General features: G+C 52.3%; 11 protein-coding genes and 1 tRNA gene. 9 read left to right on the top strand and 3 right to left on the bottom strand.

What is annotated here, in order from left to right:
* Positions 1–841 precede the first annotated feature (841 nt).
* Positions 842–1,114 carry a hypothetical protein gene (locus ACZ52Z_RS09375; RefSeq protein WP_464270474.1) on the bottom strand — a complete coding sequence of 91 codons (273 nt, stop codon included), beginning with the start codon at positions 1,112–1,114 and terminating at the stop codon, positions 842–844.
* Between the two features lie 327 nt (positions 1,115–1,441).
* Between ACZ52Z_RS09375 and ACZ52Z_RS09370 the strand changes: the two genes are divergently transcribed.
* Both ACZ52Z_RS09370 and ACZ52Z_RS09365 read left to right on the top strand, forming a co-directional pair.
* The gene (locus tag ACZ52Z_RS09370) at positions 1,442–2,296 is read left to right on the top strand and encodes a prephenate dehydratase (RefSeq protein ID WP_464270473.1); all 855 of its coding nucleotides are present in this window, start codon (positions 1,442–1,444) and stop codon (positions 2,294–2,296) included.
* Positions 2,297–2,426: 130 nt separating this feature from the next.
* Positions 2,427–3,296 carry a DMT family transporter gene (locus tag ACZ52Z_RS09365; RefSeq protein ID WP_464270472.1) on the top strand — a complete coding sequence of 290 codons (870 nt, stop codon included), beginning with the start codon at positions 2,427–2,429 and terminating at the stop codon, positions 3,294–3,296.
* Positions 3,297–3,386: 90 nt separating this feature from the next.
* Here the strand turns inward: ACZ52Z_RS09365 and ACZ52Z_RS09360 are convergent.
* A tRNA-Ala gene (locus ACZ52Z_RS09360) sits at positions 3,387–3,462 on the bottom strand.
* A 225-nt stretch (positions 3,463–3,687) separates the two neighbouring features.
* Between ACZ52Z_RS09360 and ACZ52Z_RS09355 the strand changes: the two genes are divergently transcribed.
* The 5 genes from ACZ52Z_RS09355 (at position 3,688) to rodA (ending at position 9,666) form a co-directional block, all read left to right on the top strand.
* On the top strand, positions 3,688–4,725 hold the full coding sequence (locus ACZ52Z_RS09355; RefSeq protein ID WP_464270471.1) for a rod shape-determining protein: 1,038 nt from the start codon (positions 3,688–3,690) through the stop codon (positions 4,723–4,725).
* Between the two features lie 157 nt (positions 4,726–4,882).
* Entirely contained in the window at positions 4,883–5,743 is an 861-nt protein-coding gene (gene mreC, locus ACZ52Z_RS09350; RefSeq protein ID WP_464270470.1) for a rod shape-determining protein MreC, read from the top strand.
* A gap of 208 nt (positions 5,744–5,951) precedes the next feature.
* Positions 5,952–6,500 (top strand): rod shape-determining protein MreD, encoded by a 549-nt coding sequence (mreD, locus tag ACZ52Z_RS09345; RefSeq protein WP_464270469.1) that lies wholly within the window; start codon positions 5,952–5,954, stop codon positions 6,498–6,500.
* 16 nt (positions 6,501–6,516) lie between these two features.
* Positions 6,517–8,532 carry a penicillin-binding protein 2 gene (gene mrdA, locus ACZ52Z_RS09340; RefSeq protein ID WP_464270468.1) on the top strand — a complete coding sequence of 672 codons (2,016 nt, stop codon included), beginning with the start codon at positions 6,517–6,519 and terminating at the stop codon, positions 8,530–8,532.
* A gap of 24 nt (positions 8,533–8,556) precedes the next feature.
* Positions 8,557–9,666: a rod shape-determining protein RodA gene (rodA, locus tag ACZ52Z_RS09335; RefSeq protein ID WP_464270467.1), complete on the top strand. Its 1,110-nt coding sequence runs from the start codon at positions 8,557–8,559 to the stop codon at positions 9,664–9,666.
* 54 nt (positions 9,667–9,720) lie between these two features.
* On the opposite strand, the gene hemH is transcribed toward rodA, so the two are convergent.
* Positions 9,721–10,698, bottom strand: a complete 978-nt coding sequence (gene hemH, locus ACZ52Z_RS09330) for a ferrochelatase (RefSeq protein ID WP_464270466.1) — start codon at positions 10,696–10,698, stop codon at positions 9,721–9,723.
* Positions 10,699–10,973: 275 nt separating this feature from the next.
* Between hemH and ACZ52Z_RS09325 the strand changes: the two genes are divergently transcribed.
* Together ACZ52Z_RS09325 and polA are read left to right on the top strand one after the other, a co-directional pair.
* Positions 10,974–11,510: a cold shock domain-containing protein gene (locus tag ACZ52Z_RS09325; protein ID WP_464270465.1), complete on the top strand. Its 537-nt coding sequence runs from the start codon at positions 10,974–10,976 to the stop codon at positions 11,508–11,510.
* A gap of 135 nt (positions 11,511–11,645) precedes the next feature.
* Positions 11,646–14,324, top strand: coding sequence for a DNA polymerase I (polA, locus tag ACZ52Z_RS09320; RefSeq protein WP_464270464.1), 2,679 nt, complete (start codon positions 11,646–11,648; stop codon positions 14,322–14,324).
* Positions 14,325–14,660: the final 336 nt, after the last annotated feature.

Raw genomic sequence — 14,660 nt, 5'->3', positions numbered from 1 at the left:
GAGGTGGCCCGAAATACGTCGTGGTAGGTATGAGCGGGCCCTCTCCTCTTGCTGCACCAAAGAAGCTCTCATGTCAAAGCATCGTGGTGTTTTAGCCAACACATTCGGGCAAAGAGAACATGGGATGGTCAGGCCCATGTACGCTGCCGGGTAAATGCGGCTTGTAGCAGTACCTAAGCAAGCTGTGTGCCATTTTGGTAAATTGAGTTTTTTCAATAAGTTGAGGATGGAGCTGTTCCAGCGTGTCCGACCTGGTCTCCTCCCTTTTGTCTGAAAGGATTTTTCTTTTTCACATTTTTTTTTGAAAAAAAGGTGTGACAGGCAACGGGCATGCATCGTGGTTTCGTTTGAGGGGTTTTACCTGGGGAGGAAAAATAGTTCAGGAACTATATGAATTAAATAATAATAATATCAAATTTTTAAGTGGCTAGTGCGTAGTCTTTTTTGGTAGGGAACATTGCAGGCAATCATGGCCGAGTGGAGATATTGGCTTGAGGGTGTGGTGCAGCAATGAGGAGATTTTTTTGGGGTACAGTCGCCAGGATGGGGTTTAAAAATGGTTTGTCTGGAAAACCAGACAGTCCGGTGGGGTGGAATTTCCTAGTACTTCTTCTTTGTTTTTGCTTTTTATTTAAATAAAATTAATAAGTTGTTCGTTTTTTGTCGCTGGGTGGCGCGCAAAGCTGGGCTGTAGTTGTCTGGAAAAATGGAATGATCGATGAGGCGTTGCAGGAGAGATAGTACCGCAAAATTTCTTTGGTCAATGGGTTGAGAGTGGAGCGTTGATCGATCGAGTGGATATGGAAAACCATCGTGTCGGGAAGAAGCAGGGGGAGATACCTCACTGGAGATAGAGCTGTGCCCCATAAAGGGTGCAGGAAACCAAGGCGGTGAGCAAGTATACTGAAAGGGAGAAAATGCCGCTGAAAAGCGCTCCGCCAAAGACCTGGATTCGGTCCTGGAGGGGAGCATCGCCGCGGATAATTCGCGTTTCACGCAGACCTAAGCTGATGGTTTGCCGTTTTCTGTACAGGAGGGGAGTAAAAGCTAAAAGAAAAGCGCGGGCAAATAATATCGCCAACAGGGTGGGCCAGGCAATCGCTATCCATTCCATGATAATTTGCTCCTTAAACTCGCACCTCTTGGAGAACGGTGAACAACATTCGACCAGGTAACGGCGCGGAAAGAGTGAACCTTGTTCAGATTGCTGGACAATATGCTATAGCATTACCATTGCGCTGACAATCAGGCAAGTGCGGAAGTGATGCAAAAGGGTGGAAAAGTACTCTCAGGCTTGCTGTGACCAGCTTTGTCTCTTTTTAGCCCAGCAAAGGGCTTGCTTTCTTTTTCCGAGAGGAGTTAATTCATCTGCTACTTAAAGTATTCGTTCTCCGAAGATGAGGATCATTTTCGATAAAGTGTTTTTTCTCAGGTGAAGTCCATGAAGCAGCAGTACCGAACCATCGCTTTCCAGGGGATGCCCGGCGCATATTCCGAGCTCGCCTGTCATCATGCCTATCCCGAACTGGAAACCGTTTCCTGTGTTTCGTTTGAGGCGGCCTTCCATGCCGTACGGAACGGCAAGGCCGACTTGGCCATTATTCCAGTGGACAACTCCCTTGCCGGTCGCGTGGCTGACGTGCATAATTTGATCCCCAATGGAGAGCTGTTCATTGTTGGGGAGCACTTTCAACTTATTCGGCACTGCCTGCTCGGGCTCCCAGGGGCAAGCCTGGAGGCATTGACCGATGTGCACAGTCATGTTCACGCCATTCCCCAGTGCAAGCAGTTTATCGAGCATTACGATTTGAACAAGCACGTGGTAGCTGACACCGCCAAGGCTGCTTCAGATGTGAAAAAGTGGAACGATCCGACCCAGGCCGCCATCAGTTCAGCCTTTGCCGCCGAAATTTACGGTTTGGAAATCCTTCGGGAAGACATTCAGGATGCCGACCATAATACCACTCGCTTCCTGACCTTCGCTCCGGAAGCAAGGATACCTTTTCGAGAAAATCATCTCAACTACCTGACCACGTTTCTTTTTGAGGTCCGCAACATTCCAGCTGCCCTGTATAAAGCCCTTGGCGGCTTTGCCACTAACGGGGTGCAGATGGTGAAGTTGGAGAGTTATGTGGACAAACATTTCAACGTTGCCCGTTTTTATGCCGATGTCGAGGGCCATGTTGATGATCCTGCCCTGCAGCGGGCTTTTCAGGAGTTGGAGTTTTTTGCCAAACGGGTGCTTATGCTCGGCACCTATCCTGCCCATCCGTACCGGAGCACGGTGCACGGATAAATCGTGAGCCCAGAACACTGCAAAGGAAAGCCAGCGCTCCATTTGCACTGGCTGATTGGGTTCCCCCGCCTGTGGTAGTTCTGCGTGCGGCAAGAAGGTGGGTGTGTGCAATGGAGGAAAGGGACCAGCGATGGAAACGACAATAAAAAGGGATCTGGCCGGCTATTTTTTCATACTGATGGCAGCGACCTGTTGGGGGTTTATCGGTATTTTTTCCGGACTGGCCTTTGCCGAAGGTGTTGCTCCAATGGAAGTCGCCTTCTGGCGCGCCGTGCTTGCCTGGCTCTGCTTTGCCCTGCAAGCCGTGATTCGGCGAGAAATGCATTTGGACTTCAAAGACATACCGCTTCTGGCACTTTTCTCCGTGTTCGGGATAACCCTTTTTTATGTTTCCTATCAGTTCGCAGTAAAAACCGGAGGGGCTGCACTGGCGGCGGTTCTGCTGTACACAGCTCCTGGCTGGGTGGTGCTCATCGCTTATTTCTTGTTTCGTGAGCCCCTTACCCGGCTCAAAATCCTGGCTGTGTTACTTGTGGTCGTCGGCGTGTTTTTTATCTCCACAGGAGGAGGGGCAGCTTCAGCTGCACCGGTCGGCCTGTTCGCAATCGCGGCGGGATTGACAGCCGGGTTTTGTTACTCGCTCTATTACATTATCGGTAAACATTTCTCTACAAAATATACCTCTGCAAATTTATTTTCCATCATTCTTCCCCTGGGAGCGCTGTGCATTTTCCCCTTTGTCAGCTTCAGTCCCAAGTCGCCAACCGCCTGGGCGTGCTTGATTGGGGTTTCCGTTGTTTCCACCTTTATTGCCAATATCTGCTACTACAAAGGGGTGACTCGTCTTGAAGCCGGCCGTGCCTCGGTCGTCGCAACGTTGGAGCCGGTGGTGGCCGCCATTGCCGCCTACCTGTTCTTTGGCGAGTATTTTACTCCACTGGGCTACCTCGGCGCAGCGCTGATTGTCTCAGCCGTTCTGGTGACGATCTTTCGGAAATGACCTTAGGGAGGACATAAGGCAAACAGAGGATAAGCAAGTAAAAGAAAAAAGGGTGATGAACGATTATTGTTCATCACCCTTTTTCGTATGTGGTGGAGCTAAGCGGGATCGAACCGCTGACCTCTTGAATGCCATTCAAGCGCTCTCCCAGCTGAGCTATAGCCCCGTGTTGCTTTGTTGAACGATTCTCTACCATGGGGAGCGGGTGGCTGTCAAGAATATTGCTTCTTTTTCGGCAGAGAAACCTTATACGTTGCCAACTCCCGGTACACTTGGTAATGTGCCTTGTTTGTTTCAGCAACTGAGTAAAAAAATACTGCGCCGGCATTTCCCTGCAGTTTCAGCCGGACGGACAGTTGATACCATATATACTTTAACAGGTGATTCCGGGATGTTTTCTCCGTTTAATTTTCTTTTTGGGTGGATGTCCAACGACCTTGCGGTTGACCTGGGCACGGCCAATACCGTGTTGTATGTCAAAGGAAAGGGCATTGTCCTCCGGGAACCGTCGGTGGTGGCTGTTCGCCGCGATCTTCGCGGCAGCCGGGTGCTGGCTGTCGGCAGGGAGGCTAAGGAAATGCTGGGGAAGACGCCGGGAAATATTGCAGCCATCCGGCCGATGAAGGACGGAGTAATAGCAGATTTTGAAGTAACCGAGGCCATGCTTCGTTATTTCATCAACAAAGTGCACAACCGTCGGACCCTGGTTCACCCGCGCATAATTATTTCCGTACCCTCAGGGATCACTCAGGTGGAAAAGCGGGCAGTACGTGAATCGGCAGAATCCGCTGGCGCCAGGGAAGTGTATCTGATCGAGGAGCCCATGGCCGCGGCCATAGGAGCCAATCTGCCCATTACCGAGCCCACCGCCAATATGATTATTGACATCGGCGGCGGTACCACTGAGGTCGCGGTTATCTCCCTGGCCGGCATTGTGTATGCCAAGTCGGTCCGGGTTGCCGGTGACAAGATGGATGAATCGATTCTGCAGTACATCAAGCGTAAACATAATCTCGCTATTGGCGAGCGTACCGCCGAAGAAATCAAGACCACCATCGGAAATGTTCAGCCCGAAGAGCCATACGAGACCATGGAGATCAAGGGAAGGGACTTGGTTTCCGGCATTCCCAAGACCCTGAGCATCACCTCCAAGGAAATTCAGTCAGCCATCGCCGAACAGGTGGACATCATTGTCGACGCTGTTCGGGTGGCACTGGAGGTCACTCCTCCGGAGCTTTCGGCAGACATCGTCGACCAGGGTATCGTGCTCACAGGCGGCGGCGCCCTACTCAAGAATCTGGACAAGCTCTTGCGCGATGAAACCGGTATGCCGATCATTGTGGCCGAGGATCCACTTTCTTCGGTGGTGCTTGGTTCCGGTCAGGCCCTGGATAATCTCGAAATCCTGCGTGAAATTGCCATTGACTGATCGCTGACGCATCCTTGCGTCAGCGTTTACTCTCGCCTGACGCCTTTGAAGCGTATCCGGTCGGCTGGGCGTTCAATACGGCGTCAGGAAAAATAGATGTAGAGTTTGATTGCAGATCTGACCTCCACTTCAGCCGGCGGTTCCATTCCCAGTTCCCATGCGAAAACAGAGTACAAGGAAACGCAGCAACCGATTTCGCTTATTTCGGGTGGTCCTTCTTTCCGGGGTGATCATGACCCTGGCGTTGATATTTCTGGTGTCCACTCTGGGAAACCAGAAGTTTGGCGGACTCCACAAAATGGTGCTTGAAGCCACTGGTCCGGTGCAGAAGGTGGCTGCCTCGGGGCTGAACTATCTCCTTTCCTTTAAACGCGAGTACCTCGATATTCTTGGGGTTCGGGAAGAAAATAAGCGGCTGTGGGAGGAACTGCGTTCCTATCGTAAACTGGTGCATAAAAGCCGCGAGGCTCTGGCCACCAACACCCGTTTGAAGAAACTGCTGGACTTTAAGGATGCAGCGGATTATCCGGTTGTTGCCGCATCGGTTATCGGTAAGGACCCGTCCATGTGGTTTCGTTCCATCATGCTGGATGTGGGAACCAACGACGGGGTTGTCAAAGGCAGCCCAGTTGCCAGTAGCGATGGCATCGTCGGCCAGATCTGGTCGGCTTCTCCTGGTTATTCTAAGGTATTGCTGGCCATTGCCCCCTCGAGTGCAATCGATGTGCTGTTGCAGAAATCCCGGGTACGTGGCATCCTCAAAGGGACCGGTAAACTCACCTACCGGCTGGAATATGTGTTGAAAACCGTCGAGGTGGAAGAGGGTGATGTGGTAGTTACTGCCGGCTACGGCGGCATGTTTCCCACAGGATTGCCTGTGGGGGTGGTCTCCAAGGTGATACGCAAGCGCCGAGGAATGTTTCATGAAATCGAAGTTACCCCGGCCGTTGATTACAAAACCCTGGAGAATGTTGTTGTGATTCAGCGGGAAGAGGCGGGAGCTGTGCATTCAGAGTAATAGTGCTGCCGCGACCGAACCTATCCGCGCTGGCCCTCTCCGTCAACCATGCGGAAGGGGCTGAATGGGTGACGGCTAAGAGCCGGGTGCTGAATCATTGTTTCCTCCTGTGAGGTGGTGCTGTAATCAAGAAAACGGCCCTGGCTCACCAGGTCGTCGGCCTGCGACGCGTTACGGATGCAGGAGGAAATAAAGAAAAGAGTCCTGCATGTTATTAATCGTTTTTATCCTGTTTGCCGTGCTTGCAGTGGTCCTGCAGACCTCCATCTGCCTGTTAAGCCCAGTGTGGCTGCTTGCGCCAGACCTCTATTATATTCTGGTGGCGTATCTGGCCTACCGGTTCGATCTGCTTCGCAGTCTGATTATTCTCTTTTTCCTCGGTTGCATGTTGGATGTCTTTTCAGGCACCGTATTGGGAATGTATTCCCTGATGTGCCTGAGCGCCTTTTTCCTCCTTCGCTTTATTAGCCGTAAGATGCCGGTTAATGAATCCCTGTATCAGGTGCCGTTGATCGGGGTTAGTTTTGTGGCTATCTCCTGGGTGGCCTACGTGCTGCTTTCCCTGTTTGAGCCAGGTGTTCTGGTCGAGTGGTCCTGGTGGAAGATGATGGTGCGTACAGGTCTGATAGTGCTTTTTGCCTATCCGCTGTTTCGACTGTTTAACGCTACGGAGCAGCGGCTGCGCAAGGGGGTGCTTACCTGGCGAAAAGTACGTGTGAGGACCGACAACCGATACCGTAGCCGCTCAACGCGGTAAGAGCAGAGAACGTGCAATGAAGAATATTCGACGGAAAAACCGCAGGCGTCCTGAACCCATGCTCGATGCGGAGCGAAAAAAGGATGGCGGCGTCACCAAGCTCATTCCCAGGGATGACAACGAGCTTGACGGACTGAAGAAGAGGGCTCTGTATGCAGGTTTTGTACTCTTCTTCTTCTTTGCCGTCGTCGTCAGCAGGCTATGGTATCTCCAGGTGCAGAAAGGCGAGCATTATCGATCACTTGCTGATTCAAATCGGGTGCGGTACCTGGAAGTGGCAGCACCCAGGGGCAATATTCTCGACCGCCATGATCGGGAAATCGTAACCAATCGGCCTTCGTTTAATGTGGTCTGGGTACGGGAAGATAACAAGATTGACGACGAGTGGTTGAAAAAGGTGACCAAGGTGCTCGACGTGGATGTCTCCGAGCTGTTGGAAAAAATCAGGAAGATGGCTCACAATCCAGGCCATATACCCGTACGCCTGGCAGAAGATATCGACTGGGAAACCGTGGCCAAGATCGAAAACAACCGAATGAACCTCCCGGGGATCAAGATTGAGGTGGTGCCGCTACGGGTCTACCATTGGGGAAACCATGCTTCCCACCTGATCGGCTATCTAGGTGAGATAAATAAAAAAGAGCTTGAAGCCTCTGAGTCTGGCATCTATCGAGGTGGCGACCTTGTCGGCAAGATGGGACTTGAGCGGTTGCGGGAAAAAGACCTGCGCGGGGAAAAGGGCCGCAACTATATGGAGGTGAATGCCTTGGGTTTTGAACAGAAAAACCTTAAAGGGGTGGAGCCGCTGCCCGGCAATGATCTTCGGCTGACCATCGACATGCATTTGCAGACTGCGGCTGAGGAAATCATGGAGCAGGAGGATTTTGCGGGCGCAGTGGTGGCCATGGAAGCCAATTCCGGCCGGATGCTGGTTCTGGCCAGTGCACCGGCCCTACACCTGGACGAGTTTGTGGGCGGGATCTCCCATAAGGCGTGGAAGGCTATGCTGGAAAATCCGCATCATCCGTTGGTCAACAAGTTGGTGCAGGGACAGTATCCACCCGGTTCCACGTACAAGGTCATTACCGCCCTGGCTGGATTGGCCGAAGGGGTGATCACTCCTGACTCGGTGGTCTATTGTCCCGGCTATCATCGTTTCGGCAACAGGACCTATCGGTGCTGGAAACGCGGCGGGCATGGGGCGGTAAACCTTAAACGCGCTCTGTCCGAATCGTGTGATGTCTACTTTTATCAGGTCGGCCAGCGGCTAGGGGTGGACAGGCTGGCAAAGTATGCCGCGCTGCTTGGTCTGGGCAAGCGAACCGGTATCGAGATGGAGCACGAAAAGGCAGGGCTGGTTCCGACTGCAGCATGGAAAAAGCAGCGTTTTGGCAAAGCCTGGCAGGAAGGAGAGACCCTCTCTATAGCCATTGGCCAGGGGTTCAACCTGGTAACGCCAGTGCAGCTGGCTATGATGACCGCCGCTGTTGCCAACGGTGGTACATTGTATAAACCATCGTTGGTGGAGGAGGTCAAGGACCCCGACGGCCATGTAATCGATACATTTGAACCGGTGGTATTGGAACGTCTGAAGGGGCAAGGCAGAAATCTTCGCCTGGTGCGCGAGGGGCTGGTCGAGGCGGTAAATGGCAAACGGGGAACCGGTCGACGGGCCAGGGTTTCCGACCAGAGCATCGTTGTTGGCGGCAAAACTGGTACTGCCCAGGTTGTGCGCTTAAAGCAGTACATGCACCTTAAAGAAGAGGATATTCCCTATAAATATCGGGATCATGCCCTGTTTATCTGCTTTGCCCCGGCCGAGAATCCGGAAATTGTTGTTGCAGTGGTGGTTGAACACGGCCTCCATGGAGGCAGTGCAGCAGCGCCGGTGGCTCGGGCAGTGCTGGAAGAATATTTTGCCGCCAAACAGGCGCCTGCCGAGGCTGACTCAGCACGCCTGTCGCAGACTGGGGTCAGGAGGAACGCTCATCTGCTTTCCAGCACTCCGGACGGTAATACAATCACTCAGTAATCCCACCTCCTACGGTAAGTGACCATGCTCCGATTCGATCGTCGACTTATTCTTCATTTTGACTGGGTTATGTTGCTCATGCTGGTCCTGGTGACCGGTATGGCCCTTGCCAACCTGTACAGTTCCACCTGGAATGGAAGCGGTGCCCCTTCATCGGTTTTTTTTAAGCAGCTGTACCTGTGCATTGCTGGTTTTGTACTGATATTGCTCTTTATATCGATGGATTATATTGAGTTGGCCAAGTTTGGTTATCTCCTCTATGGCGGGGTGGTTCTCTTGCTGCTGTATACCACCTTGTTTGTGGATACCATCGCTGGGACCCAGCGATGGATCAACCTAGGATTTTTTCGACTGCAACCATCGGAGCCGGCTAAGCTGTTGCTGGTGATCGTGTTGGCGGCCTGCTATGCAAAAAATGAGATCCATGACGGTTATCGGATTCGGGATCTGATCAAGCCGGGGATATTGACCGGGGTTCCCTTTGTGCTCATTCTGATCCAGCCTGACCTGGGCACTGCCCTGATGCTGGGGATTTTGTTTGTCTCCATGACCCTGTTTGTCAAATTGCGTTGGTCAACCATCGGCATCCTCGGCGGGGCCGGAATAGCCTGTATCGTGATTGGTTGGAAATATCTGCTCAAGGACTATCAACGGCGGCGCATCGAGACCTTTCTTAACCCCGAGGGGGATCCAATGAATCACGGCTATCAGGTTATGCAGTCTAAGATAGCGGTGGGCAGCGGCAAGGTTTTTGGAAAAGGATTTATGAAGGGGACTCAAGGCCACCTGAACTTCCTGCCGGAACGGCATACCGATTTTGCCTTTTCTGTGTGGGGTGAGGAGTGGGGATTTGCCGGAGCTGTCTTTTTTTTAGGTTGTTACTTCTTTCTTCTCCTCTGGGGGCTGAATATTGCCCTGACTGCGCGGGATAAGTTCGGCGTTCTACTGGCTTACGGGCTGGTGATGATGATTTTCTGGCAGGCCGTGATCAATCTGTTTATGATCATGGGCTTTCTTCCGGTAGTGGGAATCCCTCTGCCCCTGTTCAGTTACGGCGGTTCTTCGCTGATGACTACCATGGTTGCCATCGGTATCCTGATGAACATTCGTATGCGTCGCTTTCAGACGGGGTGAGGCGCTGCTGCACTCTCGGCGGGGCAAGCATGGATTGCAGGGGGCGGGTACCGTTCAGGAGGAACGGGGCACTGTGGCTTGCGAGCAATCGAGTACCAGTTGCCGTAATCCCTCGATAAACAGGGGATCGTCGTTGAGTGCCCGAGTGACCCGGTATCCCAGCTGGAGATCTTCCGCCATTGCGCGATACTCAATGTCCAGCTCGTAGAGCGTCTCCACGTGATCGGAAACAAAAGAGAGCGGCACCATCAACAGGTTTTTTGTTCCTTGAGCCGCCAGAGTTTCAATGGTTTCCGGGGTTGAGGGCCCCAGCCACTCCACCGGCCCACTGCGGCTCTGGTAGCAGAGATGACCGCACTTCTTGGTGAGGGCTTCTATCGCAGTGATTGTTTTTTTCAGGTCGTCCACATAAGGGTCGCCTTCCTCAATAAATCGTACCGGCAGGCTGTGGGCGCTGTAGACAATTTCCACCGGTTCGCCTTTAAAAGCGTTGACCCCTTCTTCTATTCTGGCAGCCAAGCTTTGAATGTATTGCGGCTGGACCGGCCAGGAAGTGATTTTTTGCAGCTCTATCCGCAGCCCAAGGGTATCGATGGTTTGTTCCAGGTCAATGAAGGATGAACCGCTGGTTGCTATGGAGTAGTGAGGGTAGAGCGGCAGGGCGATAACCTCTTTTATCTCTTTTTCCGCCAGTTCCGCGACGACCTCACCTGCAAAAGGATACCAGTAGCGCATGCAGGAGCGGACCAGGTAGTGGCCATCCTGCTCCAGTCGTGCTGCCAATGCCTCCGCCTGCTGGTTGGTGATGCGGAGCAGGGGGGAGCCACCGCCTATCTGTTGATAGTTGCGCATGCTTTTAGGAGCACGGCGTCTGGCAATAAGTGCGGCAAGCGGCTTTTGCAGAAAAGGCGGTCCCAGCCGGATGATCTGCCGGTCGGAAAAGAGGTTATAGAGAAACGGCCGGATATCTTCAGGTTTTTCCGGTCCACCGAGGTTCAATAAAAGAACAGCTTTGTGACTGTTTGTATTCATAGGGAAAATACTAACCCTATGGTTGAGTGGGCGTCAAGAAAATGTGATTGAGCCCCTTGATTTCTTGAGTAACGAGTGGCTATAGTAGAGATATGGTTACGTTGTTTCCTCCATCCAACCCGCCTCTCTCTTTCCATGCATCTATATGCCTGCAAGATCTACTGCATTCCGGACGCAGAGGTGCGTTGTGCCGTGGGGCGATGGCTGTGGGGAAGACAGTTGCCGAAACAGGGGCGGCGTGGGGCCGCCAACGCTTTTAACAGTGGAGGATATGTATGGAACTGAAAATCGAAGCCAAAAATCTGGATATACGCAAAAGTTGGCAGGAAAAGATTGAGGATGAGCGGGCCAAGCTGATCCGAAATTATGCCAATTATGTTCTCCACCTCCGCGTAACGATTGAGGCCACCCCCGGATACAAGGAAGGGGGCTATGAGGTTCGACTGGTTGCTTCCGTTCCAAACGACACCGTTGTGGTGAAGCGTTGGGGGGAAATGGTCAGACCACTGTTGGTTGAGGCATTTGACGTGCTTGGAATGCAGTTGAAAGAGAAGGTGCGAAAGAAGCATAATCATAAAGGAGCCAAGGCGGCGGGAGCAACGGTCGACTCCACGGCGTCAGGAGTGATTAGAAGGCTGTTTCCCGAAGAAGCCTATGGGTTTATTCTTACCGGTGATGAGCAGGAAATCTTCTTCCATGCCGGAGCATTGAAAGATATGTCAATGAGTGACCTCGCAGAAGGCGATGCCGTTACCCTGCTCGTTGAAGAGGGGGAAAAGGGACCGCAGGCAGCGTGGGTGAAAAGCGCCTGATTCCCTCAGCTTGATTTTTTTATTTATCAGCCCCTGTCATTCGGCAGGGGCTTTTTATTTGCCCCCTGGGGGGAAACCCGGTAAATGGGTACCACTCATCCTCCTCAGTCCATACCTTTAATCGTGCATATGCATATGAACACTCCGGAAATATATATCATAGACGGCAGCTCGTATATTTATCGTGCCTATCATGCGGTGAGGCCGCTCTCCAACAGTAGCGGCCTGCCCACCCATGCGGTGTACGGCTTTGCCACCATGTTGAAAAAACTTATTAATGATAAACAGCCCCAGTACCTTGCCGTGGCCTTTGATAGTCGAGGACCGGTCTTTCGTCATGAGATGTATCCGAAGTATAAGGCCAATCGTCCGCCGATGCCCGATGATCTTGCGGTCCAGGTGCCTTATATCCATGCATTGATCGAGGCGTATAATATCCTCAGCTTGAGGGAGTCAGGACAGGAGGCCGATGACCTGATCGCCTCTGCGGTGACCCGTATGACCGGTCGCGGGTGCCAGGTGATGATCGTTTCCGGTGATAAAGACCTGCTCCAGTTGGTTTCAGACCGGGTAGCCTTGTGGGATCCGATGAATGACCGGTTGATGAGCGCAGCCACTGTCGGAGAAAAATATGGGGTGGCAGTGGACGAACTGCTTGATTATTTTGCCCTTACCGGCGACAGCGCTGATAATGTGCCCGGCGTTCCGGGAGTCGGGCCCAAGACGGCTCAGAAATTGATAAGCCAGTACCACAGCCTGGAACATCTTTATTCGGCCGTTGATGGGCTGAAGGCCTCTAAGATGAAAGAACGGATTATTGCCCATCGTGATGATGCATTTCTTTCCCGTGACCTGATTCAGTTGAACTGTGAGGCACAGGTGCCGGTGGATTTAGACGCGTATACTCTCCAGTCCGCTGACAACGAGAAGCTGCGTTCCCTCTACACAGAGCTCGAGTTTCATACCCTGTTGAAAAATGAAGTAAGGTCCGCCAAAATAAACACCGAGAATTTTTTTCTGGTGTCGGACGCGGCAGGTTTGGAGGAAGTGTGTCGACAACTGGACCAGAGCAGCATCATAGTGGTGGATACTGAAACTGATTCCCTTAATCCCCGTCAGGCGCGCTTGGTCGGGATATCGCTCTGTGTGGATGAGTCTGCAGCATGGTACCTGCCTTGCGGCCACCTGGACGATCAGGGACCGATTTCCGGCCAGTTTGAGCGCAGGGAGCTGGTGGAAAAACTCCGCCCCTATCTGGAAAGCACCAGATCGACCAAGATCGGGCATAACCTAAAGTATGATTACGCGGTACTTGCTGCGCCCCAAAACGGCGAAGTTATACTTCAGGGGCCGCTGCATGATACCATGATTGGCGCCTGGCTTGAGGATCCCGGCAGGCGTTCATACAAGCTTGATGACCTGTGCGAGGAAATGGATATTCGGATGACTCCCTATGCGGAGGTCACCGGGGGCGACAAGCGTGATGACGCTTTTGCCCGGGTGGAGCTGCAGGCTGCCAAAGATTATAGCTGTGAAGATGTATACGGAGCATTGCAGCTTTACCGGCAACAGGTGTTGACGTTACAGGAGTGGGATTTGCTCGAACTCGTCACCGAGGTCGAGGGACCCCTGATCAGCGTGCTTGCGGCCATGGAGAGGGCAGGGATCATGGTTGACGAGGAGGCGTTGGCCGAGCTTGCCAGCGATTTCTCAGAGGAGCTCACCCGCTGTGAACAGCAGATCTATGACGCGGCAGGCAAGTCGTTTAATATTCAGTCTCCCAAGCAGCTGGGAGATATACTCTTTGAAGAGCTGCAGTTGCCTAGAGGGAGAAAAACCAAGACCGGCTGGTCCACTGATGTCAAGGTACTGGAAAAGCTGCAGGGGACTCATGAGTTGCCGGGACTGGTTCTCCACTACAGAAATATTGCCAAGCTCAAGTCTACCTATGTGGATAAACTTGCGGTTCTGCGCGACCACAAAAGCGGGAGGGTGCACACCTCCTATAACCAGTGTGGGACGGCAACCGGCCGCCTCAGTTCCAGTAATCCCAACCTGCAGAATATCCCCATCCGTACCGAAGAAGGGCGGCGGATCCGTTCGGCATTTGTTGCCCCCAGGGGATGCTGCCTGCTTTCCGGCGACTACTCGCAGATCGATCTCAGGGTAATGGCCCACTACTCCCAGGATCAGGCCTTGCTCAATGCCTTCAGGAAGGGAGAGGACATTCATCGACAGACTGCTTCCCTGGTTTTTTCAGTGGCTCCTGAATTGGTTACAGCCGAGATGCGGCGTGCTGCCAAGGCTATTAATTTCGGCATTGTATACGGCATGTCCAGTTACGGCCTGGCTAATCAGTTGGATGTCAGTCGCAAGGAGGCGCAGCAGTTTATTGATCGATACTTTGTTCATTTTTCCGGAATAATGGAATTTATGGAGCATATTGTTGCCCAGGCACGGGAACAGGGGTATGTCAGCACCATGAGCGGCCGGCGGCGAAACATTCCGGAAATCAACAGCTCTAACCGTACCAAACGAGAATTTGCTGAACGGATCGCCATCAACACTCCCATACAGGGAACTGCGGCAGATATTATGAAAAAGGCCATGTTACGGGTAGATGATGCCCTTGCTGTCGGAGGGTACAGTGCACGCATGATCCTGCAGATTCATGATGAGCTGGTCCTGGAAGTCCCTGACAAAGAAATGACAGCCGTGGGGAAATTGCTGCAGGAATCCATGGAAAATGCCGCTGATCTTGATGTACCATTGACTGTTCACCTCAATAGCGGTCAAAATCTCGGCAAGGATTAGACATTTTCGGCTTGATGTTTCATTGAAGGGCGCCGTTTTTCCCTAATCGTGGATAGAATCTCAGCCTGTTCCGCATTTGCGAATTTTTCTCTGGTTTTTTGTTGCTTTTTTCTACCATATTGCCTTTATTGAACCATTTTTAGAGGAAAATGAAAGGATAAGAGGGTGGATCGAGTATTGCATGGTATAGGGCAGAGATCAGTGACAGACGGGAGGTGTCCACATGAGTATACGAGAAGCCATTCGAATCCTGATGCTCAGTCCTATCTATTTTCGTTTAAGACCCGCTCAACGCTGGAAACTGGTTTGCGAATACTGCGAACTGGTAAAGACGTG

The sequence above is a fragment of the Desulfogranum aggregans genome (assembly GCF_055398265.1).
Note: the sequence above shows the minus strand (reverse complement) of the source record. Positions and strands in the feature narration are given on the sequence as shown.

Bases quoted from the DNA above. Each gene is read 5' to 3' on its own strand.
- ACZ52Z_RS09375 (WP_464270474.1), bottom strand. From the start codon at position 1,114: ATGGAATGGATAGCGATTGCCTGGCCCACCCTGTTGGCGATATTATTT.
- ACZ52Z_RS09370 (WP_464270473.1), top strand. From the start codon at position 1,442: ATGAAGCAGCAGTACCGAACCATCGCTTTCCAGGGGATGCCCGGCGCA.
- ACZ52Z_RS09365 (WP_464270472.1), top strand. From the start codon at position 2,427: ATGGAAACGACAATAAAAAGGGATCTGGCCGGCTATTTTTTCATACTG.
- ACZ52Z_RS09355 (WP_464270471.1), top strand. From the start codon at position 3,688: ATGTTTTCTCCGTTTAATTTTCTTTTTGGGTGGATGTCCAACGACCTT.
- mreC (WP_464270470.1), top strand. From the start codon at position 4,883: ATGCGAAAACAGAGTACAAGGAAACGCAGCAACCGATTTCGCTTATTT.
- mreD (WP_464270469.1), top strand. From the start codon at position 5,952: ATGTTATTAATCGTTTTTATCCTGTTTGCCGTGCTTGCAGTGGTCCTG.
- mrdA (WP_464270468.1), top strand. From the start codon at position 6,517: ATGAAGAATATTCGACGGAAAAACCGCAGGCGTCCTGAACCCATGCTC.
- rodA (WP_464270467.1), top strand. From the start codon at position 8,557: ATGCTCCGATTCGATCGTCGACTTATTCTTCATTTTGACTGGGTTATG.
- hemH (WP_464270466.1), bottom strand. From the start codon at position 10,698: ATGAATACAAACAGTCACAAAGCTGTTCTTTTATTGAACCTCGGTGGA.
- ACZ52Z_RS09325 (WP_464270465.1), top strand. From the start codon at position 10,974: ATGGAACTGAAAATCGAAGCCAAAAATCTGGATATACGCAAAAGTTGG.
- polA (WP_464270464.1), top strand. From the start codon at position 11,646: ATGAACACTCCGGAAATATATATCATAGACGGCAGCTCGTATATTTAT.